This window comes from Clostridium sp. AM22-11AC (genome assembly GCF_003473545.1).
Lineage (GTDB): Bacteria > Bacillota > Clostridia > Lachnospirales > Lachnospiraceae > Enterocloster.
On record NZ_QUCM01000021.1, the window covers coordinates 39,536 to 61,679 of the forward strand.

At 44.4% G+C, this 22,144-nt stretch carries 21 protein-coding genes; 20 read left to right on the plus strand and 1 reads right to left on the minus strand.

Translation table 11 applies throughout. The features are described from left to right. The first annotated feature begins 9 nt into the window (after window positions 1-9). The 7 genes from coaE to DW251_RS14610 all read left to right on the plus strand — a co-directional run bounded on the left by coaE (window position 10) and on the right by DW251_RS14610 (window position 5,761). The gene (gene coaE, locus DW251_RS14580; RefSeq protein WP_021870561.1) at window positions 10-663 is read left to right on the plus strand and encodes a dephospho-CoA kinase; all 654 of its coding nucleotides are present in this window, start codon (window positions 10-12) and stop codon (window positions 661-663) included. Continuing rightward, complete coding sequence (locus tag DW251_RS14585) at window positions 660-1,457, plus strand: MBL fold metallo-hydrolase (protein ID WP_021870562.1); 798 nt, start codon at window positions 660-662, stop codon at window positions 1,455-1,457. Before coaE ends, DW251_RS14585 begins: the two co-directional genes overlap by 4 nt. A gap of 82 nt (window positions 1,458-1,539) precedes the next feature. Further along, the gene (locus tag DW251_RS14590; RefSeq protein ID WP_118301581.1) at window positions 1,540-1,812 is read left to right on the plus strand and encodes an ACT domain-containing protein; all 273 of its coding nucleotides are present in this window, start codon (window positions 1,540-1,542) and stop codon (window positions 1,810-1,812) included. A 72-nt stretch (window positions 1,813-1,884) separates the two neighbouring features. Next, complete coding sequence (locus tag DW251_RS14595) at window positions 1,885-3,249, plus strand: PFL family protein (RefSeq protein ID WP_118301582.1); 1,365 nt, start codon at window positions 1,885-1,887, stop codon at window positions 3,247-3,249. 12 nt (window positions 3,250-3,261) lie between these two features. Beyond that, window positions 3,262-3,894 (plus strand): histidine phosphatase family protein, encoded by a 633-nt coding sequence (locus DW251_RS14600; protein WP_021870565.1) that lies wholly within the window; start codon window positions 3,262-3,264, stop codon window positions 3,892-3,894. 19 nt (window positions 3,895-3,913) lie between these two features. After that, window positions 3,914-4,555 (plus strand): HAD-IA family hydrolase, encoded by a 642-nt coding sequence (locus DW251_RS14605; RefSeq protein ID WP_118301583.1) that lies wholly within the window; start codon window positions 3,914-3,916, stop codon window positions 4,553-4,555. Window positions 4,556-4,573: 18 nt separating this feature from the next. Further along, the gene (locus DW251_RS14610) at window positions 4,574-5,761 is read left to right on the plus strand and encodes an SAM-dependent methyltransferase (protein ID WP_118301584.1); all 1,188 of its coding nucleotides are present in this window, start codon (window positions 4,574-4,576) and stop codon (window positions 5,759-5,761) included. 59 nt (window positions 5,762-5,820) lie between these two features. On the opposite strand, the gene DW251_RS14615 is transcribed toward DW251_RS14610, so the two are convergent. Further along, window positions 5,821-7,047, minus strand: a complete 1,227-nt coding sequence (locus DW251_RS14615) for a nucleotidyltransferase (protein WP_118301585.1) — start codon at window positions 7,045-7,047, stop codon at window positions 5,821-5,823. A 245-nt stretch (window positions 7,048-7,292) separates the two neighbouring features. Between DW251_RS14615 and DW251_RS14620 the strand changes: the two genes are divergently transcribed. The 13 genes from DW251_RS14620 (at window position 7,293) to DW251_RS14680 (ending at window position 22,095) form a co-directional block, all read left to right on the plus strand. Then, complete coding sequence (locus DW251_RS14620) at window positions 7,293-8,807, plus strand: trypsin-like peptidase domain-containing protein (protein WP_118301586.1); 1,515 nt, start codon at window positions 7,293-7,295, stop codon at window positions 8,805-8,807. 270 nt (window positions 8,808-9,077) lie between these two features. Beyond that, window positions 9,078-9,410 (plus strand): cyclic-di-AMP receptor, encoded by a 333-nt coding sequence (locus tag DW251_RS14625; RefSeq protein ID WP_118301587.1) that lies wholly within the window; start codon window positions 9,078-9,080, stop codon window positions 9,408-9,410. A 158-nt stretch (window positions 9,411-9,568) separates the two neighbouring features. Continuing rightward, entirely contained in the window at window positions 9,569-10,564 is a 996-nt protein-coding gene (gene pta, locus DW251_RS14630) for a phosphate acetyltransferase (RefSeq protein WP_021870571.1), read from the plus strand. A gap of 102 nt (window positions 10,565-10,666) precedes the next feature. Further along, window positions 10,667-11,863: an acetate kinase gene (locus tag DW251_RS14635; RefSeq protein WP_021870572.1), complete on the plus strand. Its 1,197-nt coding sequence runs from the start codon at window positions 10,667-10,669 to the stop codon at window positions 11,861-11,863. Window positions 11,864-11,938: 75 nt separating this feature from the next. Next, window positions 11,939-12,466, plus strand: coding sequence for a DUF177 domain-containing protein (locus DW251_RS14640; RefSeq protein WP_118301588.1), 528 nt, complete (start codon window positions 11,939-11,941; stop codon window positions 12,464-12,466). A 3-nt stretch (window positions 12,467-12,469) separates the two neighbouring features. Next, window positions 12,470-12,652, plus strand: a complete 183-nt coding sequence (rpmF, locus tag DW251_RS14645; protein ID WP_021870574.1) for a 50S ribosomal protein L32 — start codon at window positions 12,470-12,472, stop codon at window positions 12,650-12,652. Window positions 12,653-12,835: 183 nt separating this feature from the next. Continuing rightward, the gene (gene plsX / locus DW251_RS14650) at window positions 12,836-13,861 is read left to right on the plus strand and encodes a phosphate acyltransferase PlsX (RefSeq protein ID WP_021870575.1); all 1,026 of its coding nucleotides are present in this window, start codon (window positions 12,836-12,838) and stop codon (window positions 13,859-13,861) included. A 25-nt stretch (window positions 13,862-13,886) separates the two neighbouring features. Then, on the plus strand, window positions 13,887-14,117 hold the full coding sequence (acpP, locus tag DW251_RS14655) for an acyl carrier protein (RefSeq protein ID WP_021870576.1): 231 nt from the start codon (window positions 13,887-13,889) through the stop codon (window positions 14,115-14,117). Window positions 14,118-14,187: 70 nt separating this feature from the next. Beyond that, window positions 14,188-14,886 (plus strand): ribonuclease III, encoded by a 699-nt coding sequence (rnc, locus tag DW251_RS14660; protein WP_021870577.1) that lies wholly within the window; start codon window positions 14,188-14,190, stop codon window positions 14,884-14,886. Continuing rightward, window positions 14,877-18,440 carry a chromosome segregation protein SMC gene (smc, locus tag DW251_RS14665; protein WP_118301589.1) on the plus strand — a complete coding sequence of 1,188 codons (3,564 nt, stop codon included), beginning with the start codon at window positions 14,877-14,879 and terminating at the stop codon, window positions 18,438-18,440. The genes rnc and smc overlap by 10 nt, the downstream gene beginning before the upstream one ends. Window positions 18,441-18,462: 22 nt before the next feature. After that, the gene (gene ftsY, locus DW251_RS14670) at window positions 18,463-19,395 is read left to right on the plus strand and encodes a signal recognition particle-docking protein FtsY (RefSeq protein ID WP_021870579.1); all 933 of its coding nucleotides are present in this window, start codon (window positions 18,463-18,465) and stop codon (window positions 19,393-19,395) included. Between the two features lie 85 nt (window positions 19,396-19,480). Next, window positions 19,481-20,713 (plus strand): threonine ammonia-lyase, encoded by a 1,233-nt coding sequence (ilvA, locus tag DW251_RS14675; protein ID WP_021870580.1) that lies wholly within the window; start codon window positions 19,481-19,483, stop codon window positions 20,711-20,713. A gap of 119 nt (window positions 20,714-20,832) precedes the next feature. Next, entirely contained in the window at window positions 20,833-22,095 is a 1,263-nt protein-coding gene (locus DW251_RS14680; protein WP_118301590.1) for a chloride channel protein, read from the plus strand. The last annotated feature ends 49 nt before the right edge of the window (window positions 22,096-22,144 follow it).

Consider the following 22,144-nt stretch of genomic DNA (forward strand, 5'->3'; position numbering starts at 1 on the left):
ATCAGAACTATGTGCCAGGACAGAACAGATGATATGTTAGAGACACATTTTACATGTAAAGGAAAAAAATACCCGGTGATCGGTCTCACCGGGGGCGTAGGAGCCGGAAAAAGTACGGTGTTGTCCATTCTTCAGGAAAAATATGGTTTTCATGTGATCCAGGCAGATCTTGTTGCAAGAGCTCTTATGGAACCGGGAAAAGAGGCTTATGAGGCGGTATGCGCCTTTTTAGGCCCGAAGATCCTGTTAGAGGACGGACAGATCAACCGCAGCGCCATGGCAGAGATCATTTTTAAAGATCCTTCCAAAAGAGCAAAGGTAGACAGTCTGACCCATCCCCTTGTGTGGAAGGCAGTGAAAAAAGAGGCAGAGGAATATAACAGACAGTCGGTGGTCATAGAAGCTGCTATTCCTTCAAAAGAATTTCGTGACATCTGCGACGAAATGTGGTATCTTTATACATCAAGAGAAGAACGTATCAGACGCCTGAAAGAAAGCCGGGGATATTCTGACGAAAAGATCGCAGGGATCATGGCAAATCAGGCATCGGAAGAAGAATTCAGAAACTTTACAGACTGTGAGATCAACAACAGCGGAACGGAAGAAGAAACTTCTTTACAGATACAGAAACTTCTTTGCGGGAAGGATAACGAAACAGCATGAGAATGGTAAGCATAGCAAGCGGCAGCAGCGGCAATTGCATTTACATAGGTTCTGACAACACCCATCTGTTAGTAGATGCAGGTATCAGCAACAAGCGGATCCAGGAAGGGTTAAATGACATCGGACTGACCGGTTCTGATGTAACAGGTATTCTGGTGACACATGAACATTCCGACCATATTAAAGGGTTGGGAGTCCTTTCAAGAAAATATCATCTTCCTATTTACGGGACAAAAGAGACTTTAGACGAGATCGCAGCCTGCAAGACATTGGGAACCTTTGATACCGGTTTATTGTCCCCTATAGAGCCGGATGTGGATTTTCAGATAGGGGATCTGACTGTAAAGCCCTTTAAGATCGATCATGACGCAGTAAATCCTGTAGCTTACCGGGTGGAAAATGGTTCCAAAGCTGTGGCTGTAGCTACGGATATGGGACATTTTGATCAGTATGTGATCGACCACCTTCAGAAACTGGATGCCATTTTATTGGAGTCCAACCATGATGTGCGCATGCTGGAGACCGGCCCTTATCCGTACTATTTAAAACGCCGTATCCTTGGGGATCACGGTCATTTGTCCAATGAAAATGCAGGGAGATTGTTAAATAATATCCTTCATGATAATCTGAAAAAAATCTTCTTAGGCCATTTAAGCAAGGAAAATAATTACGCGGAACTGGCTTATGAGACAGTCCGTCTGGAAATTGACGAGGGGGACTGCCCGTATGGAGCATCGGATTTCTCCATTTCCGTTGCCTCCAGAGATAAAATGAGTGAAGTAGTTTGCTTGTAACGAACGAACTGCCTGCGTAAGCAGGCGGTAAAGCGCAAAAACGCGGGTTCGTGAGTATAAAAAAAGAAGAGGAGAATGAAAAATGAGTAAGGCAATTATCACAGTAGTAGGAAAAGACACAGTGGGAATTATCGCAAAGGTATGTACTTATCTGGCAGAGAACCATGTAAACATCCTGGATATCTCCCAGACCATTGTACAGGGTTATTTTAACATGATGATGATCGTAGATGTGTCTGCTATCGAAAAGACCTTCGGAGAGGTTGCAGATGAGCTGGAAAAAGTGGGAGAAGAGATCGGTGTAACCGTAAAGATCCAGAGAGAAGAGATCTTTACAAAGATGCACAGAATTTAAATACATACGTCACCAGGTGGTGATATCCCCATACGAATAAAGCCGATAAACATCTGAAAGGAAAAACAGGTCATGATTAATATCTACGAAGTAAATGAAACCAACAATATGATCGAACACGAAAAGCTGGATGTGCGTACCATTACCATGGGTATCAGTCTTCTTGACTGCGCAGACAGTGATCTGGATACTGTCAACGAAAAGATCTACAAAAAGATCACCACTCTGGCAAAAAATCTGGTTTCCACCGGAAAAGATATTGAAAGGGATTTTGGTATTCCCATTGTAAATAAAAGAATTTCTGTTACTCCTATTGCATTAGTAGGTGGTTCTGCCTGCAAAAAGCCGGAAGATTTTGTTACCATTGCTAAGACTCTGGACAAGGCAGCAAAGGAAGTAGGCGTCAACTTTATTGGCGGTTATTCTGCTCTTGTAAGCAAGGGAATGACTACAGCTGATAAAAACCTGATCCTTTCTATCCCGGAAGCTTTGGCAACTACAGACCGTGTATGCAGCTCTATTAACGTAGGTTCTACCAAAACAGGTCTTAACATGGACGCTGTAGAATTAATGGGCCGCATTGTAACAGAAACTGCCCAGGCTACAAAGGATAACGACTCCTTAGGCTGCGCAAAGCTGGTTGTATTCTGCAATGCACCAGATGATAACCCATTTATGGCAGGTGCTTTCCATGGTGTAACAGAAGCAGATGCCATCATTAACGTAGGTGTCAGCGGCCCTGGTGTTGTAAAAGTGGCTCTTGAAAAAGTAAGAGGCGAAAACTTTGAAGTTCTCTGCGAGACCATTAAAAAGACTGCCTTTAAGATCACCCGTGTAGGACAGCTGGTAGCCCAGGAAGCATCCAAGCGTCTGGGCATCCCATTTGGTATCATTGACCTTTCTTTAGCACCGACCCCTGCTGTAGGCGACAGTGTGGCCGAGATCCTGGAAGAGATCGGCTTAGAGCGTGTAGGCGCTCCTGGAACTACTGCAGCCCTTGCTATGTTAAATGACCAGGTTAAGAAGGGCGGCGTTATGGCATCTTCTTATGTAGGCGGTTTAAGCGGTGCCTTTATTCCTGTCAGTGAAGACCAGGGAATGATCGATGCTGTAAGCCTTGGCGCTCTTACCATTGAAAAACTGGAAGCTATGACTTGTGTATGCTCTGTAGGTCTTGATATGATCGCTATCCCGGGAGATACACCTTCTACTACCATTGCAGGTATCATTGCTGATGAGGCAGCCATTGGTATGGTCAACCAGAAGACTACCGCAGTCCGCCTGATCCCAGTGATTGGAAAGAAAGTAGGAGATACAGCAGAATTTGGCGGCCTTTTAGGTTATGCACCGATCATTCCTGTTAATACATTCTCCTGTGAGAAATTTGTTACAAGAGGAGGACGGATCCCGGCTCCGATCCACAGCTTTAAGAACTAGGACTCGATACGTATGAAATTATATCTCATCCGTCATGGGCGGCAGAACAGCCGCCTGTGCAATGTTAATGTTGATCTTTGTGAAGAGGGCTACCGTCAGGCAGCCCTTTTAGGTGAGCGTCTTTTTCCTAAAAAGATCCAGGCGGTTTATTCCAGTGACCTGTTAAGAGCCGTAGAGACAGCCCAGGCGGCTAATTTATACTGGAATGTGGAACACACCATCTGTCCGGAACTTCGTGAAATTGATTTCGGGGAGATGGAAGGTCTTTCTGATGAAGAGATTGCTGTAAAGTTTGCAGATTTTAAGAAGGAACAGGCAAAAATGGAAACAGATCTTGCTTATCCGGGCGGTGAGTGTGCTGCCGATGTGGTAAAACGGGCGGATCCTGTTTTAAAAGGCCTTGTAAAAACAGGATATGAACGGATCGCAGTGGTAACACACGGCGGGCTGATCCGGGTCATGGCTGCTTATTATACGGGAATTCCGTTAAGCCGTTTCCGTATTCTTGGAAAAGATCTGGAAAACTGCAGTATTACAGAACTTCAATGGGATGAAAAGAATGAACGCTTTACACTGGAATGTTTTAATGACCATGCACATTTAGACAAGTATCCGGAACTTTTAAGAAGCGGCTGGAAAGGATAACAAAAGGGGAGAATAAAGGATGAAAAAGGGAATTATTTTTGATGTAGACGGAACCTTATGGGATTCTTCTGTTCAGGTGGCCCAGTCCTGGCAGGTAGCGGCAGAAAAGCTGTTAAATGGACCAAGACCCATCACTCCGGATATGATCAGCCGGAATATGGGCAAGAACATGAAAGATTTCGGAGACGCATTATTTCCGGATCTGTCTCCTGCAAAACGCTTAGAGGTAATGGAAGCCTGTATGGAATATGAAAACCAGTATCTGGAAGATCATCCGGGAATTCTTTACCCTCAGGTAGCAGAAGTTCTTCAGCAGTTAAGCTGGAAATATAAACTGTTTATTGTAAGCAACTGCCAGAAGGGCTATATTGAGGTTTTAATGCGTTCCTGTAATCTGGAAGAATATATTACAGATATTGAATGTTATGGAAATACCGGTCTTTCCAAGGCAGATAATATTTCCATGGTGATCCAGAGAAACCACTTAGATCAAAGTTTTTATGTAGGCGATACTGCCATGGACGCAGAGGCAGCTGCAGATGCCGGAATCCCCTTTGTCCATGCTGCCTATGGTTTTGGACAGGTAAACGGGGCAGAGGCAGTGATCCGGGAGTTTGGGGAACTTTTACAGCTTTCCAAAAAGCTTTTAGGTGAAGACTGAAAGGAGAAAGGGACAACAATGGTAGAATCCAATGAACATGCACAGTTAAGGGAAGCTTTGGAATTTTGCCTTGAAAAGGATTTAGAGAGGATTCTTTTAAGCAATCCTTCGGACCCGGATCATTTTTCAAAGTCAAAGATCCGTCCTTTGCTCCTGAAGGGAAATCTGATCTTCCAGGCAGAGGAGCAGAAAGGCAAACAGGCTTTTCATAAAAATTTAAGCAGAGATGAAGCTGTTATTTATGTAGAAAACTGCTTAAATGGTCCTTTCCGTCAGGCTGAGATCACCTGTGCCAGAGGCAAGGCAACAGTACTTGTAAGTAAAAAAGGAAAAATGACTGTAAAATTTAAGAAGCAGGCCCGTATGATCAACCAGGCAGCTTTGGAGCATAACCGTAAAAAGCAGTATCTTTTACCGGAAGGAACAGCGGTTCCGTTTCTGGTAGATCTTGGGGTTATGACAAAAGAAGGCACTATTGTCCACAGCCGCTATGATAAGTACCGTCAGATCAACCGTTTCCTTGAATTTATAGAAGATATTCTTCCTCAGTTAAATAAAAACAAAGAAAATGTGATCATTGATTTTGGCTGCGGTAAGTCCTATCTTACCTTTGCCATGTATTATTATCTGAAAGAAGTAAAGGGATACCCGGTACGGATCATCGGTCTGGACCTGAAAGAAGATGTGATCTGCCATTGTTCTGACCTGGCAGTACGGTACGGATATGAGAAGCTGAGCTTTACCTGTGGGGATATTGCTTCTTATGAAGGGGTGGATCATGTAGATATGGTAGTTACCCTTCATGCCTGTGATCTGGCAACGGATTATGCCCTGGAAAAGGCAGTTGGCTGGGGAGCGAAGGTGATCCTTTCTGTTCCATGCTGTCAGCATGAATTAAACCGTCAGATCCACAATCCTGTTCTGCAGCCTGTTTTGGAATATGGCCTGCTTAAGGAACGGATGGCAGCTTTGTATACAGATGGCATCCGGGCAAAGGTTTTAGAATACAGAGGTTACAATACCCAGATTTTGGAATTTATTGACATGGAGCACACACCGAAAAATATTCTGCTGCGTGCTGTGTTGAGAAAAGAAGGGAATTCAGAGGGAGAGAAGAAAAAAGAAACAGGAGAGCAGATACGGGAACTGATCCATTTCCTGAATATAGATCCCGCCATTGTCCGTCTCCTGGCTCCGGAACTCTGATACTGAGAACGCTGTGTGCAAGCTTGCATCGGATTTCCGACCTTTTGATCCTGGTATCATCATATAATACAGATGGGCTGTGTAAACTCATTACGCACCGGCTGTCCTGTTTTTCCTAAAAGCAGGCTCTGACGCACATGAGATGCATACAGATCCTGTTCAAATAACATTTTTGCTGTACCAGAAAGCATCCTGGATGCATCCGCGGTCTTTGTGACCAGCGGGATCCGGGTATGCTTTTTTATTTCGCTTAAAACCCCTGCTTTGCTTTTGCGAAAACCTAGGATCCGGGCATAGGGGGAAAAACCGGCCTCTTTTCCTGCAAGGACCATTTCATCTGTAATGCCTAAAAGGATATGCAGAAGACACCGGCTGATGCGGGTATAGGTATATTGCCTGGATTTTAACTGCCGGATCCGTTCTTCCCAGTCTGCCTGCTCATAGAGTTTGCTTTCCAAGCGGTCTGAAAGGTCGTTTGATACATCTGCGAAAACAGAAAAAGGGATCCCGTCCCGCTTTAAAGTCAGGAGTCTGTAATTTAGCAGATCAGACAGATCTTCCGGCTGCAGAGAGACTTCTGCCTTAAAGAGAGAACGTATTTCATCAGGCACCTGCGATAAAAGAATGGAAAAATCCGGTTCTTCTTTAAAGATTTCTCTGCGGATAGCGGAAGCGGAGGCAAGTTCTCCTGTAAGATCCTGGCTGTGGTATCCATTTCCCTTTCGTAAAATAGTAATCGGCTGGATGGGACTTTTCTGCCGGATCAGGGCTTTGCAGTATTCTACACCTAGCAGATTGTTAGGCGTTTCCAGGAAGTTTCCAAGATCCGATATTCCTTCTGCTTCTAAAGCCCGGACTCTTGCCTGAGGCCAGGAAAGCCCCTCTGAAAGTCCTTCTTTTAATTTTGTGGAAAATGAGTCCGGCTCATCTGCAAGAATAGCCGCTGTTTCCATAAAACGTTCACTTTCTCCCATTTCACTGCCAAAACAAAGATGGGTCACCACTCCCAGCTGATCAAGAAGGGCAACTGCACCGGCTGCAAAGTCCTCTGCACTGCTTACTGCAAAGATGGAAGGGATCTCAAGGACCAGGTCTGCGCCGCACAGAAGTGCCATCTTTGTACGCAGGTATTTACTGAAAACAGCCACTTCTCCCCGCTGTACAAAATCTCCGCTTATAACGGCGATGCAGTAATCACAGCCGGTTACTTCACGGGCTTTTTTGATCTGATAGGCGTGTCCGTTATGGAATGGATTATATTCAGCTACAATACCGGTTATCTTCATCTTATTTTCGTCTCCTGTCCTAAGTCTGTGTATACAGAATGGCGTATTCATGGTACTATTATACCCACGGACAGAAGGTTCGTCCAGCATGCCTTAAGATCAGGACACAAAATATACACAATTGCATCACAATTGCATCAAAAACAGAGGGTATATTGTAGTTATCAAAAGGAAAGAGAAAGAAATTAAAAAGAAAATAAAAATCCATTTGAAATATACAAAGGCATCTGAAAGGAGCGTTTTTTATGTACGAAGAAGATAGAGAAAACAGAGAGGATAGAGATCAGGAGATCGAAAGAACAGAAATTATGGATGATGTAGATGAGCAGGAAACTCAAACCAGTTCATCCCGGTCACAGGAAAACAGAAAGTCCGGTTCTTCACAGAATGTAAACTGGACTACCCCAAACCGTTCTTCTGAAAGAACTTCCTCTGAGAGAAAAACTCAGTGGCAGGAGAGCAAACAGCAGAATAACAGACCGGAACATGGTTACAGAAATGAATACCGTGAAACCGTTCAGGCACCAAGAAAGAAAAACAGCTGGGCAAGAAAGGCAGCAGGTATTACTGCAGCAGCTGTGCTGTTTGGCACAGTAGCAGGCGGTGTGATGACAGGTGTTAATTATGTAGGCGCCCGTCTTACAGGACTTGCTGATATAACAGCTACTGCACCGGCAGAAACAGAAGGAACCACCACTGCACAGGTACCGGAAACAAGCGCTGCATCCAATAACGGAAGTACGACCGCTGTATCTACAGTAACCGATGTTTCTTCCATCGCTGAAAAGGCAATGCCTTCTCTGGTAGCCATCAACGATACCATGACTGTGGAACAGAACAATTTCTTTGGTATGCCTCAGACTTATCAGGCACAGAGCAGCGGTTCTGGTATCATTGTTGGACAGAATGATACAGAACTTCTGATCGCTACCAACAACCACGTTGTATCCGGTGCGACAGATATGAAGGTTACCTTTACAGACAGCACTCAGGTAGCAGCTGCTGTAAAGGGTACAGACTCAGCAACAGACCTGGCGATCATTGCTGTAAAGCTTTCTGATATCCCATCTGATACTATGAGCAAGATCAAAGTAGCAACCCTGGGCAATTCTGATAATGTAAAGGTAGGACAGCAGGTAATTGCCATTGGTAATGCACTTGGTTATGGACAGTCACTGACAGTTGGTTATATCAGTGCTTTAGACCGTGAGATCACAGATGAAAATGGTATCCAGCATACTTACATCCAGACAGATGCAGCCATCAACCCTGGTAACAGTGGTGGTGCCCTTCTTGACTTAAATGGCAATGTAATCGGTATCAACGCTGCAAAGAACGCATCTACAGAAGTAGAAGGCATGGGCTTTGCGATCCCTATCTCAAAGGCACAGGAAATCTTAAATAACCTGATGACAAAGAAGACAAGAGAAGCAGTTGACGAAAGCGCACAGGGATACCTTGGAATTCAGGGAACCAATATTGATGCCAATGCTTCCAAGGAATACGGTATGCCGGTTGGTATCTATGTATACAAGATCGTTGAAGGCGGTGCAGCAGCAAATTCTGACCTGAAAGAAAAGGACATCATCACCAAGTTTGACGGACAGTCTGTTACCAATATGGAAGAATTAAAGCAGATGCTTACTTACTACGAAGGCGGTTCTACGGTTTCTTTGACAGTACAGTCCCTTGTAAATGGTTCTTATGTAGAACATGAAGTACAGATCACTCTTGGAACCAAACCGGCATCTAATTCATAATTTCATAGAAAGAGACATTTGTTCATAGAAAGAGACGTTCCATAGAAAGAGACATTTATTCATAAACAGAAACATTTATCCCCGGACGAGGCAGAAATGTTGAAATAATGTTAAAAATATTAAGAAACAGGCACCGGAGCTAAATTTCGGTGCCTGTTTTTATATAAATATGCTATACTTATAACAAGCCGCCTGGGACAGCAGGCAACAGAGCACGCAAGTGCAGGGCTCATAAGTCTATACCAGAACAAAGCAAGGAGGACTAAAACCATGAAATTAGTATACGCCATTGTACGAAATGATAATGAAGATGATGTAGTAAGCCTTTTAAACCAGAACCATTACAGTGTGACCAGACTGTCTACCACCGGTGGTTTCTTGAAAAAAGGAAATACCACTTTGATGATCGGTGTAGAGGATGAAAAAGTAGAAGAAGTGATCAATCTGATCAAGCAGGAATGCGGACAGCACCAGAAACTGACTGTGAACATGCCGTATATTTCCGGTACTGCCATGGTAAACTATGCTACCATGCCTATGACTGTAGAGGTAGGCGGAGCTACTATCTTTGTGATCAATGTAGATCATTACGAAAAGATCTGACCCCGGGGATTTTTGGGAAACATGTCTGCATCTTATCCAAAATAACGAAAAGTATGAAAAAAAATGCAAAATTTCGTTAAATTCAGCTTGTTTCCGCTGGGGGCTACGTATATAATAATGTTATATGCTTCAACATAAGGAAAGGGGTAAAAAAGATTATGGCAGTAATCGACATTATCAAAGAAAAAGCAAAAGCAGACAAAAAAACTATCGTTCTTCCAGAGTCCATGGACCGCAGAACATGGGAAGCTGCTGAGAAAATTTTAAAAGAAGGACTTGCTAACCTGATCATTATCGGTACACCAGAGGATATCGGCGAGCACAGCAAGGGCTTAGATGTTTCCGGCGCAACCATCATCAATCCACAGACCTACGAGAAGACCCAGGAATATATCGATCTCTTCGTTGAGTTAAGAAAAGCAAAAGGCATGACTCCTGAGAAGGCAAAAGAGACCATCTTAGGCGACTACGCTTACTATGGCTGTTTAATGATCAAGAACGGCGATGCTGACGGTATGGTATCCGGCGCTTGCCATTCTACAGCAAACACCTTAAGACCTTGCTTACAGGTTATTAAGACCAAACCAGGAACCAAGTTAGTTTCCGCATTCTTCTTAATGGAAGTTCCGGATTGCGATCTTGGCGACAACGGTACATTCGTATTCGCTGACTGCGGTCTGAACCAGAACCCAACTCCAGAAGAATTAGCAGCAATCGCTGTTTCTTCCGCTGAGAGCTTCAAGATGTTAGTAGGACATGAGCCAAAGGTTGCTATGCTGTCCCATTCTTCCAAGGGAAGCGCAAAGCATGCTGACGTAGACAAAGTAGTAGAAGCTACCAAGTTAGCTAAGGAAATGGCTCCAGAATTAGCATTAGACGGCGAACTGCAGTTAGACGCTGCAATCGTTCCTGAGATCGGTGCTTCCAAGGCTCCAGATTCCAAGGTTGCTGGACATGCTAACGTACTGGTATTCCCAGACCTGGATGCTGGTAACATCGGTTACAAGCTGGTTCAGAGACTTGGCAAGGCAGCTGCTTACGGCCCAATGTGCCAGGGTATTGCTAAGCCAGTAAACGATCTGTCCAGAGGATGCTCTGCTGACGATATCGTAGGTGTTGTAGCTATCACAGCTGTACAGTGCCAGAACAACTAATTTAGAAGCGATAAATAAAAAGTTACCGGGTGCCTGCGCTTATGCGTATATGACGCCCGGAACTTTTCATAGTAAAATAAATATACAGGAGAATTACCTATTATGAAGATTTTAGTTATCAACTGCGGAAGCTCTTCCTTAAAGTACCAGCTGATCGATATGGACAACGAAAGCGTTGTTGCTAAGGGCCTTTGCGAGAGAATCGGTATCGAAGGTTCCAAGCTGACCCATCAGCCAGCAGGCAAGGACAAATATGTTGTTGAAAGCCCAATGCCAAACCACACCGTAGCTATCAACATGGTTATGGAAGCTTTACAGGACAAAGATCACGGCGTGATCGCAAGCACCGATGAGATCTCCGCGATCGGACACCGCGTACTGCACGCAGGCGTTGTTTACAGCGAGTCTGTAGTAGTAAACGAGGATGTTAAGAGAGTTATCCGTGAATGCTTCGACTTAGGACCTCTGCACAACCCAGCTAACTTAATGGGTATCGAGGCTTGTGAACAGGCTATGCCTGGTAAGCCAAACGTAGCAGTATGGGATACCGGATTTGGTATGTCTATGCCAGAGAAGGCTTATATGTACGCAATTCCTCATGAGTACTATGAGAAATACAGTATCCGTCGTTATGGCTTCCACGGAACCAGCCATATGTTCGTATCCGGCGAAGCGATCAAGTTCGGCAACTTAGATCCAGAAAAGGCAAAAGTTATCGTTTGCCACTTAGGAAATGGTGCCAGCGTATCTGCTTCCATCGGCGGCAAGTGCGTAGATACCAGTATGGGACTTACACCTCTTGAGGGCCTGATCATGGGTACCAGAAGTGGTGACGTTGATCCTGCAGTTGTTCAGTTCATCTGCAACAAGGAAGGAAAAGACGTAAACGAAGTTCTGAACATCTTAAATAAGAAGTCCGGCGTTTTAGGCATGAGCGGCGGCATCTCCAGCGACTTCCGTGATATCGAGAAGGCAAAGGAAGAAGGAAACCATCTGGCAGCAGTAGCTCTGGATGCATTCGTATACCGTGTTGCTAAGTACGTAGGTGCTTACACAGCAGCTATGAACGGTGTAGATGCTATCGCATTCACTGCTGGTGTTGGTGAAAACGATAAGGTTACCAGAAAGAACGTTTGCGAATACTTAGGCTACTTAGGCGTTAAGATCGATGACGAAGCTAACAATGTAAGAGGAGAGAGAAGAATTATTTCTGCTCCAGATTCCAAGGTAAAAGTTATGCTGATCCCAACCAACGAAGAGCTGGCAATCGCAAGAGAGACTTTAAGACTGGTTAAGTAATTTTTTTGGAAAATTTTGTTGACAAACCCGGTGCGCCTATGTATAATAGCATAGGTGCATATCAAGGAGTACGATATGCTGATTAATTTATCAGAGCTGTTCCCTGTTGAAGGGAAATCCAAAAACTATACAGTTCCACTGGAAATGACACATTTTAAAGGACCTGATGGTTCTTATAAAGTTGTGGAAAAAGAACCGGTGACTCTGGTTATCACTAACCAGGGAGAACGGGTACTGACTGTGACAGGAAAGGCTGTTTTAAGCCTTGAAATGCCATGTGCCAGATGCTTAGAGCCTGTTTTAGTTCCTTTTGAACTGGAGATCGACCAGGAGCTGGATATGAATCAGACGAAGGAAGACCGCATAGAAGCTTTGGATGAGCAGTTCTATATTAATGGTTATAATCTGGATGTCGACCAGCTGGTTGGTAATGAGTTAACCCTGAACCTGCCTATGAGAGTTCTCTGCAGTGATAACTGCAAGGGGATTTGCAATAGATGTGGCACAAATCTCAACCGAGGGACTTGTGACTGCGACAACAGGTCACTGGACCCAAGAATGTCAGTTATCCAGGATATTTTTAAACAGTTGAAGGAGGTGTAAACCATGTCTATTTGTCCAAAGAATAAATCTTCTAAAGCTAGAAGAGACAGCCGTAGAGCAAACTGGAAGATGAGCGCACCAAACCTGGTTAAGTGCAGCAAGTGCGGAGCCCTTATGATGCCTCACAGAGTATGCAAGGCTTGCGGAAGCTACAATAAGCGCGAAATCGTTAATACAGCTGAATAATCTGTAGAAAAACGAAGATCAGAGGATCCTGGGAGTAATCTCAGGGTCCTCTTTTGCGGTGAAAAGAAAACATGATTGCCGCCTTTAACAGGCGGGGCGAAATTCACATAAAAACGTATTGATTTATGATACGACATCTAGTATATTAATAACTGTATTGCGAAACCGAAAGGAGAGTCTTTTATGATTAAAGTAGCTGTAGATGCTATGGGCGGTGACCTGGCACCAGTTGAGATGGTTGCGGGAGCCGTAGAAGCGGTAAACGCAAAACCAGGGATCCAGGTGCTTTTAGTAGGTCAGGAAGCAGTAGTAAATAAAGAGCTTTCCAAATATACTTACAACAAAGAGCAGATCCAGGTGGTGAATGCCACAGAAGTCATTGCCACAGAAGAACCGCCGGTGAATGCGATCCGTAAGAAGAAGGACTCATCTATTGTGGTAGGCATGAATCTTGTAAAGAATAAAGAAGCAGATGCTTTTGTATCCGCTGGAAGTTCCGGAGCTATTTTAGTAGGCGGACAGGTGATCGTAGGCAGGATCAAGGGCGTAGAACGTCCTCCGCTGGCACCGCTTATCCCTACTGAAAAAGGCGTGTCACTGCTGATCGACTGTGGCGCCAACGTAGATGCCAGACCATCTCATCTGGTACAGTTTGCGCAGATGGGTTCCATTTATATGGAACACGTTGTGGGAATTAAGAACCCAAGAGTCGCTATTGTAAATATCGGAGCAGAAGAAGAAAAGGGAAATGCCCTTGTAAAAGAAACATTCCCGCTTTTAAAAGCCTGTCCTGATATTAACTTTATTGGCAGTATTGAAGCAAGGGAAATTCCACATGGCGGAGCAGATGTCATCGTCTGTGAAGCGTTCACAGGCAATGTGATCCTTAAGCTTTACGAGGGTGTGGGTGCTACGCTGATCCATATGGTGAAGCAGGGCATGATGGCCACCTTAAGAAGCAAGATCGGTGCTCTATTAGTAAAACCAGCTTTGAAGACCACATTAAAGGCATTTGATGCCAGCCAGTACGGCGGAGCGCCATTGTTAGGCTTAAAAGGTCTGGTAGTCAAGACCCACGGAAGTTCAAAGCGTACAGAGGTACGCAACTCCATCATCCAATGCGTTACTTTTAAGGAACAGGAAATCAATGAAAAGATCAAAGAGTCCTTAACGGTTGGAAACGGAAAAACAGAAGAAATGAAAGAATAAAGATCTAAGAAAGAGGAGCTAAGAAATGGAATTTGAAAAATTGCAGGGAATTATTGCAGAAGTGTTGAACATTGAACCGGAGGATGTGACAATGGCAGCTACATTTGTAGATGACCTGGGTGCTGACTCTCTGGATATCTTCCAGATCATCATGGGAATTGAAGAGGAGTTCGACATTGAGATTCCAAATGAAGCTGCAGAACAGATCGTTACCGTTGGGGACGCAGTTGAACAGATTAAAAATGCACTGAACTAAATAACAGGAATCCAGGGCTGTTATCAAACAGCCCTTTTGTGTTATTATATCCGTAAGGAGGATACTACGTATGAATGAGCAATTAAAAGAACTAGAAGAGAAGATCTCCTATCATTTCCAGGATAAACATTTATTAGCCCAGGCGCTGACTCACAGTTCCTATGCCAATGAACACCGTTTAGACCACAATCACTGCAATGAACGTCTGGAATTTTTAGGAGATGCAGTCCTTGAGATCGTTACCAGTGATTTTCTCTATCACAAATATACAGAAAAGCCGGAAGGTGATCTGACAAAGATCAGAGCCAGCATTGTCTGCGAGCCGACCCTGGCGTACTGTGCAGAAGCTATCAACCTTGGAAGCTATCTGTTTTTAGGCAAAGGCGAAGACGCAACCGGCGGAAGAAACAGAAATTCTGTTGTATCAGATGCTATGGAAGCAGTGATCGGAGCTATTTATCTGGACGGTGGTTTTGCTAGTGCAAAAGAGTATATTCACAGGTTCATTTTAAATGATATTGAACACAAGCAGCTCTTTTATGATAGCAAGACTATCTTACAGGAGATCATACAGAGCCGCCAGGACGGCGAATTAAGCTACGAGATTCTGAAAGAAGAAGGACCGGATCACAACAAATCCTTTGAAGTCCGCGCTCTGGTAGGTGATCAGGAAATCGGCCGTGGAAAGGGCCGTACCAAGAAGGCTGCTGAACAGTTAGCTGCCTACAACGGCATCTTAAAACTGAAGGCGGGTGAAACATGTATCTAAAAAGCATTGAGATCCAGGGATTTAAGTCCTTTGCCAACAAACTGCTTTTTGAATTTCATAATGGTATTACCGGTATCGTAGGCCCAAACGGAAGTGGAAAGAGCAATGTTGCCGATGCAGTCCGCTGGGTGCTTGGTGAACAGCGTATTAAGCAGCTGCGAGGCGCCAGTATGCAGGACGTTATCTTTTCCGGTACAGAGCTTAGAAAGCCTCAGGGCTTTGCCTATGTTGCCATTACACTGGACAATTCCGATCACCAGCTGGCTATTGATTATGATCAGGTTACAGTTTCCAGACGTCTGTACCGCTCTGGTGAAAGTGAATATATGATCAATGGCAGCACCTGCCGTTTAAAGGATATTAATGAGCTTTTTTATGATACAGGTATCGGTAAGGAAGGTTATTCCATTATCGGACAGGGCCAGATCGACAAGATCTTAAGCGGAAAGCCGGAGGACAGACGAGAGCTGTTTGACGAAGCGGCCGGTATTGTTAAATACAAACGGCGTAAATCCATTGCCCAGAAGAAATTAGAGGATGAACAGGCAAATCTGGTCCGTGTCAGCGATATTTTATCAGAACTGGAAAAACAGGTAGGACCTTTGGAACGTCAGTCAAAAACTGCCAGGGAATATCTTCAGTTAAAAGAAGAATTAAAGGTATGTGACGCCAATCAGTTTCTTCTGGATACAGAAAATACCCATTCCCAGTTAAAAGAGGTAGAAAACCGCAGACGTCTTCTTGCCGGGGATGTGGAAGAGACCCAGAAAAAGGCAGATGATCTGAGAAAAGAATATGATACCCTGGAAGAAAAACTGACAGCTTTAGATGAAGTCCTTACAAAGAACCGGGCGGCTTTAAGCGAAGCAGCTATGGAAAAAAGTTCCAGAGAAGGCCAGATCAATGTCTTAAGGGAACAGATCCATACAGAAGAGGCCAATGAAGAACATTATAAAAGCCGTAAAAATGTGATCTCCCAGGATCTGGAAAATTATGGAAAACAGCTGGCTTCCTATGTAAAAGAACGTGAAGATGCCCAGATACAGGTAAAAGACGCAGGAGAACGGTTGGAAGCTGCCAAAACACAGCTTCAGGAAAAAGATGACCAGATCTATCAGTTGGAAAATGAGATCGAACAGGCGAAAAGTGAGATCATCCAGGCGTTGAATGACAAGGCGGATCTGACTGCAAGACAGCAGCATTATGAGACTATGTTAGAGCAGGTAAATCTGCGCCGCAGCGAAGTCTCCCAGAAACTTCTCCGCTTTAAAAGTGATGAATCTGTACAGGATGAAAAGATCCTTCAGGAAAAGGCTGCTTTAGACCAGGTACAGGAACAGTTAGAAAAGGCCCAGTTTTCAGCAGAAGAAGCAGAAGAGGGAATGAACGCCGCCTTAAAAGAGGTTCAGCGTTTAAATAAAAACTTAAATAACACCCAGCAGGAATACCACATGGCCCATACAAAATTAGAGTCTTTGCGAAACCTGGCAGAGCGCTATGATGGCTATGGAAACAGTATCCGGCGGGTAATGGAAGTAAGAGACCGGATCCATGGGATCCGCGGTGTTGTGGCTGATATTATCAGCACAGAGAAAAAGTACGAAACAGCTATTGAAACAGCCTTAGGCGGCAGTATCCAGAATATTGTTACTGACTCTGAAGAAACTGCCAAACGGCTGATTGAACATTTAAAAAAGAATAAATACGGCCGTGCTACTTTTCTGCCTCTTACCAGTGTGGGAAAGAACCAGTCTCCGTTCCCAAAGCCGGAGGCTTTAAAGGAACCGGGGGTACTGGGGCTTGCAAGCAGTTTAGTCCAGGCAGACAAAGAGTATGAGGGTCTGATCCGGTATCTTTTAGGCCGGGTGGTAGTGGCGGATACCATTGATCATGCCATTGCCATTGCAAGAAAGTATCACTACAGCCTGCGTATTGTTACCTTAGAGGGAGAACTTTTAAATGCCGGCGGTTCCATGACAGGTGGTGCTTTTAAAAATACCAGTAATCTTTTAGGCAGACGCCGTGAGATCGAAGAACTGGAAACTGCCTGCAACGGCTATTTAAAACAGACAGACTCCATTCAGCAGGAATTAAGCCTTCAGGAAGCAACGGCTGCTGAAAAGAAGGAAATTTCTGAACAGTTAAGAAATGAGATCCAGAAACTGGCTTTAAGTGAAAATACCATCCGTATCAATATCTCTACTTTAGAGGACAAGAAAAACGAGATTGCAGACTCCTCTGCAGATCTGGTCCGTGAACATGCGCTTCTGGAAGAGCAGGTCCGTGAGATTACAGAAGGCCGTGCTTCTTTAAAGGCAGAAGAAGGCAGACTGGAAGAGAGAAATACAAATTCCCAGAAGCAGATCGACGAAAAATCATTGTTGTTGAACCAGGAAAAGTTACTGCGGGAAAACTGTTCTCTGGAACTTTCAAAAATACAATTAGAGTCTTCAGCTTTGGAACAGCAGCTTTCATTTATCAGTGAAAATGAAAACCGTGTGATCGGTGAGATCAGGAAATTAAAAGACGAAGATGCTTCTCTGGAAGCAGGTAAAAATGACTCCAGAAAGGCCATTGAAGAAAAAGAAGCTGCTATTATAGCGATCCAGAAGGAAATTGAAAGCAGCAAAGAAGATGACCATCAGCTAGAGGAAGAGATCCAGAAAACTGCCCTGGAAAAAGAAGAAGTCTCTAAACAGCAGAAAAATCTGTTCCAGACAAGGGAAGATATTTCAAAGCGTCTTTCTGACCTGGATAAGGACCTGTTCCGTGTACAGAGCCAGGCGGAAAAGCTGGAAGAACATTTGGAAAGTCTGGCTGCCTATATGTGGTCTGAGTATGAAATGACCTTAAATCAGGCAAAAGAACTGAAAAAAGAGGAATTATCCTCCCTTCCGGAGATCCGCAGACAGATCGATGCTTTAAAAGAGCAGATCAAATCTCTTGGAAATATCAATGTAAATGCTATTGAAGATTACAGGGAAGTGTCAGAACGCTATGAGTTTATGAGGGCCCAGCATGAGGATCTGGTAAACGCACAGGCAGAACTGGAAAAGATTATTGAAGAGCTGGATATTGGCATGCGCCGTCAGTTTGAAGAAAAATTCCGGGAGATACGTGCAGAATTTGACAAAGTATTTAAAGAACTTTTCGGTGGCGGCCGGGGCGCCCTGGAATTAATGGAAGGGGAAGATCTCCTGGAAGCAGGAATTCAGATCATCGCCCAGCCTCCGGGCAAGAAGCTTCAGAACATGATGCAGCTTTCCGGTGGTGAAAAAGCACTGACTGCTATTTCCCTGTTGTTTGCCATCCAGAATTTGAAACCGTCCCCGTTCTGTCTTTTAGATGAGATCGAGGCGGCATTAGATGACTCCAACGTAGACCGCTTTGCAAATTATCTTCACAAACTGACGAAAAATACCCAGTTTATTGTGATCACCCACCGCCGCGGCACCATGATGGCTGCTGACCGGCTTTACGGAATTACCATGCAGGAGAAGGGCGTATCCACCCTTGTTTCTGTTAATCTTATAGAAGACAGCCTGACAAAATAGGCAAATATAAAGGAGGGGCCTTATGGCAGAAGGAAAGAAAGGCTTTTTTGGCCGACTGGTAGAAGGGCTTACAAAAACCCGAAACAATATTGTATCTGGAATTGACTCTATTTTCAGCGGTTTTTCCGCTATTGATGACGATTTCTATGAAGAGATCGAAGAAACCCTGATCATGGGCGATTTGGGTATCCAGACGACCATGGCGATTGTAGAAGATCTGCGAAATAAAGTAAAAGAGCAGCATATCAAGGATCCGGAGCAGTGCAAGGAGATCCTGATAGGTAGCATCAAAGAACAGATGGATCTGGGTGAAAATGCTTACGAATTTGAAAACAGAAAGTCCGTTGTCCTGGTGATCGGTGTCAATGGCGTTGGAAAGACTACTTCTGTAGGAAAACTGGCAGGCCAGTTAAAGGACCAGGGCAAGAAAGTGATTTTAGCAGCAGCAGATACCTTCCGTGCAGCAGCAATTGAGCAGCTGACAGAATGGTCTGCCAGAGCAGGAGTTGATATTATCGCACAGCAGGAAGGTTCTGACCCGGCAGCTGTGATCTATGATGCTGTAGCAGCAGCCAAATCCAGAAAGGCGGATGTACTGATCTGTGATACAGCAGGCCGTCTTCACAACAAGAAGAACCTGATGGAGGAGTTAAAGAAGATCAACCGCATCATTGATAAGGAATATCCGGATGCATACCGGGAGACTTTAGTTGTTTTAGACGGAACAACAGGACAGAATGCGCTGGCGCAGGCAAAACAGTTTATGGAAGTAGCTGATATTACAGGTATCATCCTTACCAAGCTTGACGGTACTGCAAAGGGCGGTATTGCAGTTGCCATCCAGTCTGAACTGGGAATTCCTGTAAAATATATCGGTATCGGTGAAAAGATCGATGACCTGCAGAAATTTGACGCAAATGATTTCGTCAACGCCCTGTTTCATGTACAATCTTAAATATCATGGCTGAACTGTAACTTGAATTTAATGAGATAAAGTGTTATAGTTATACATGATAATCAATTTTAGGAGAAAGACTACCATGGAAGAACTCACATTAGAGAAATTTGAAGAGGCCTCTGAGATCGTAAAAGAGGTCACTCTGGAGACAAAGCTGATCTACAGCGAATATTTTTCCGCACAGACCGGAAATAAGGTATATTTCAAGCCGGAGAACATGCAGTATACCGGCGCTTACAAGGTAAGAGGTGCTTATTACAAGATCAGCACTCTGACTGAAGAAGAAAAAGCAAAGGGCCTGATCACTGCTTCTGCAGGAAACCATGCACAGGGCGTTGCCTATGCAGCAAAGCTGTCTGGTGTTAAGGCAACCGTTGTTATGCCTACTACAACTCCTCTGATCAAGGTAAACCGCACCAAGGGATACGGAGCAGAAGTTGTTCTGGCTGGTGATGTATTTGATGAAGCCTGTGCATATGCATACAAGCTGGCAGATGAACATGGCTATACTTTCGTACATCCATTTGATGACCTGGCAGTAGCTACCGGACAGGGCTCTATTGCTATGGAGATCATCAAGGAACTTCCTACGGTAGATTATATTTTAGTTCCAATCGGCGGCGGCGGTCTTTGTACCGGTGTTTCCACTCTGGCAAAACTGTTAAATCCAAAGATCAAAGTCATCGGTGTAGAGCCTGCTGGCGCTAACTGCATGCAGGAGTCTTTAAAAGAGGGACATGTATTAACTCTTCCTCAGGTAAATACCATTGCAGACGGTACTGCTGTAAAGCGTCCTGGCGAAAAGCTGTTCCCATACATCCAGCAGAATGTAGATGACATCATCACTATTGAAGACAGCGAACTGATCGTTGCTTTCCTGGATATGGTAGAGAACCACAAGATGATCGTTGAAAACTCAGGCCTTCTTACAGTAGCTGCCTTAAAGCACTTAAATGTTGAAAAGAAGAAGATCGTTTCTATCTTAAGCGGCGGAAATATGGATGTGATCACCATGTCCTCTATCGTTCAGCACGGCCTGATCCAGAGAGACAGAGTCTTCACTGTATCTGTTCTCCTTCCTGACAAACCAGGTGAACTTGCAAAGGTAGCAGAGCTTCTTGCAAAAGAACACGGCAATATCATCAAGCTGGAACACAACCAGTTTATCAGCATCAACCGTAATGCTGCTGTTGAGCTGCGTATCACTATGGAGGCATTTGGTACCGACCACAAGAACCAGATCGTTTCTGCTCTTACAGACGCAGGCTATCGTCCAAAACTTGTAAAATTTAAAGGTACTTACAGCGAAATGTAAGCCTTCGTGTGCATAAAAAGCGTGTCTGATGGACGAAAAAGAAGTCAGGCACGCTTATGTCATTTATAGTGATGCCATGATCAGATGGCATGTAAGAATAATTAGGGGGATACATACAAATGAATCATTCAGCTGATGAAACAAGGGCTTCCCTTGCCAATAATCTGCGTTATTTTATAAAATGGAGCCTGATCGCACTGCTGATCGGCGGTACAGGCGGACTGATCGGCAGCCTCTTTTCTATGGGTGTCAGTTTTGCCACTTCTTTTCGCATGAACCACTCAAATATGTTATTTTTCCTTCCTGTTTCCGGTATTCTCATTGTATGGCTTTACCATACCTTTCATGAAGAGGGCAACAGAGGCACCAACATGGTCATTGATGCCATTTCTTCCACGGAAAAAGTAACACTGGCTACAGGACCGCTGATCTTTGTCTCTACGGTGCTGACCCACATTGCAGGCGGTTCTTCCGGCCGCGAGGGAGCTGCCCTCCAGTTAGGCGGAAGCCTTGGAAACCTGTTTGGAAATGCCATCCATTTAGACGAAAAAGATAAAAAGATCGCCATTATGTGCGGTATGAGCGCTGTGTTCTCTGCACTTTTTGGAACACCGGTAGCAGCAGCTATCTTCCCGCTGGAAGTAATCAGTATCGGTGTACTGTATTATGCAGCCCTGGTTCCCTGTATTTTTTCTTCTTTTATCGGAGTGGGGATCGCCAGATATTTAGGCATTGCAGGAGAGCATTTTACCGTGCTTTCTATTCCGGCTATCAGCGTTTCCAGTGTTGGTTGGATCATTTTTTTAAGTGCCCTCTGCGCAGGTGTCAGCATTGTATTCTGCCTGATGCTCCATGGTGCAGAGCACACTTACAGGAAAATATTTCCAAATCCCTATGTGCGTATCCTGGCAGCCAGTGCTATTTTTATCCTTCTTACCCTGCTGATCGGTACTAGGGACTACTGCGGAAGCAGTATGCCTCTTATTGAGCGCAGTATGGAAGGGGAGATCGGTTATGAGGCTTTCTTCTTAAAAATGCTGTTTACAGCGATTGCCCTTGGTGCAGGCTTTAAGGGCGGTGAGATCGTTCCTACTTTATGTGTAGGTGCAGCTTTTGGCTGTGCTTTTGGACAGATCACCGGTTTTGCCCCTTCTTTATGTGCTGCCTGCTCTATGGCTGCCTTATTTGCGGGAGTGACCAACTGCCCGATTTCTTCTCTGGTGATCGCTTTGGAGCTGTTTGGTTATGAGGGAATGGAATATTTCTCCATTGCCATTGCAGTAGCTTTTGCTTTATCCGGCTATTATGGCCTGTATGCCAGCCAGAAATTTGTTTATTCTAAGACAAAAACAGAGTTTATCAACCGTAAATCTAATAAATAACTAAAACTTCCCACACCGATGTGGTGTGTTGAACCTTGAAAATTCAATA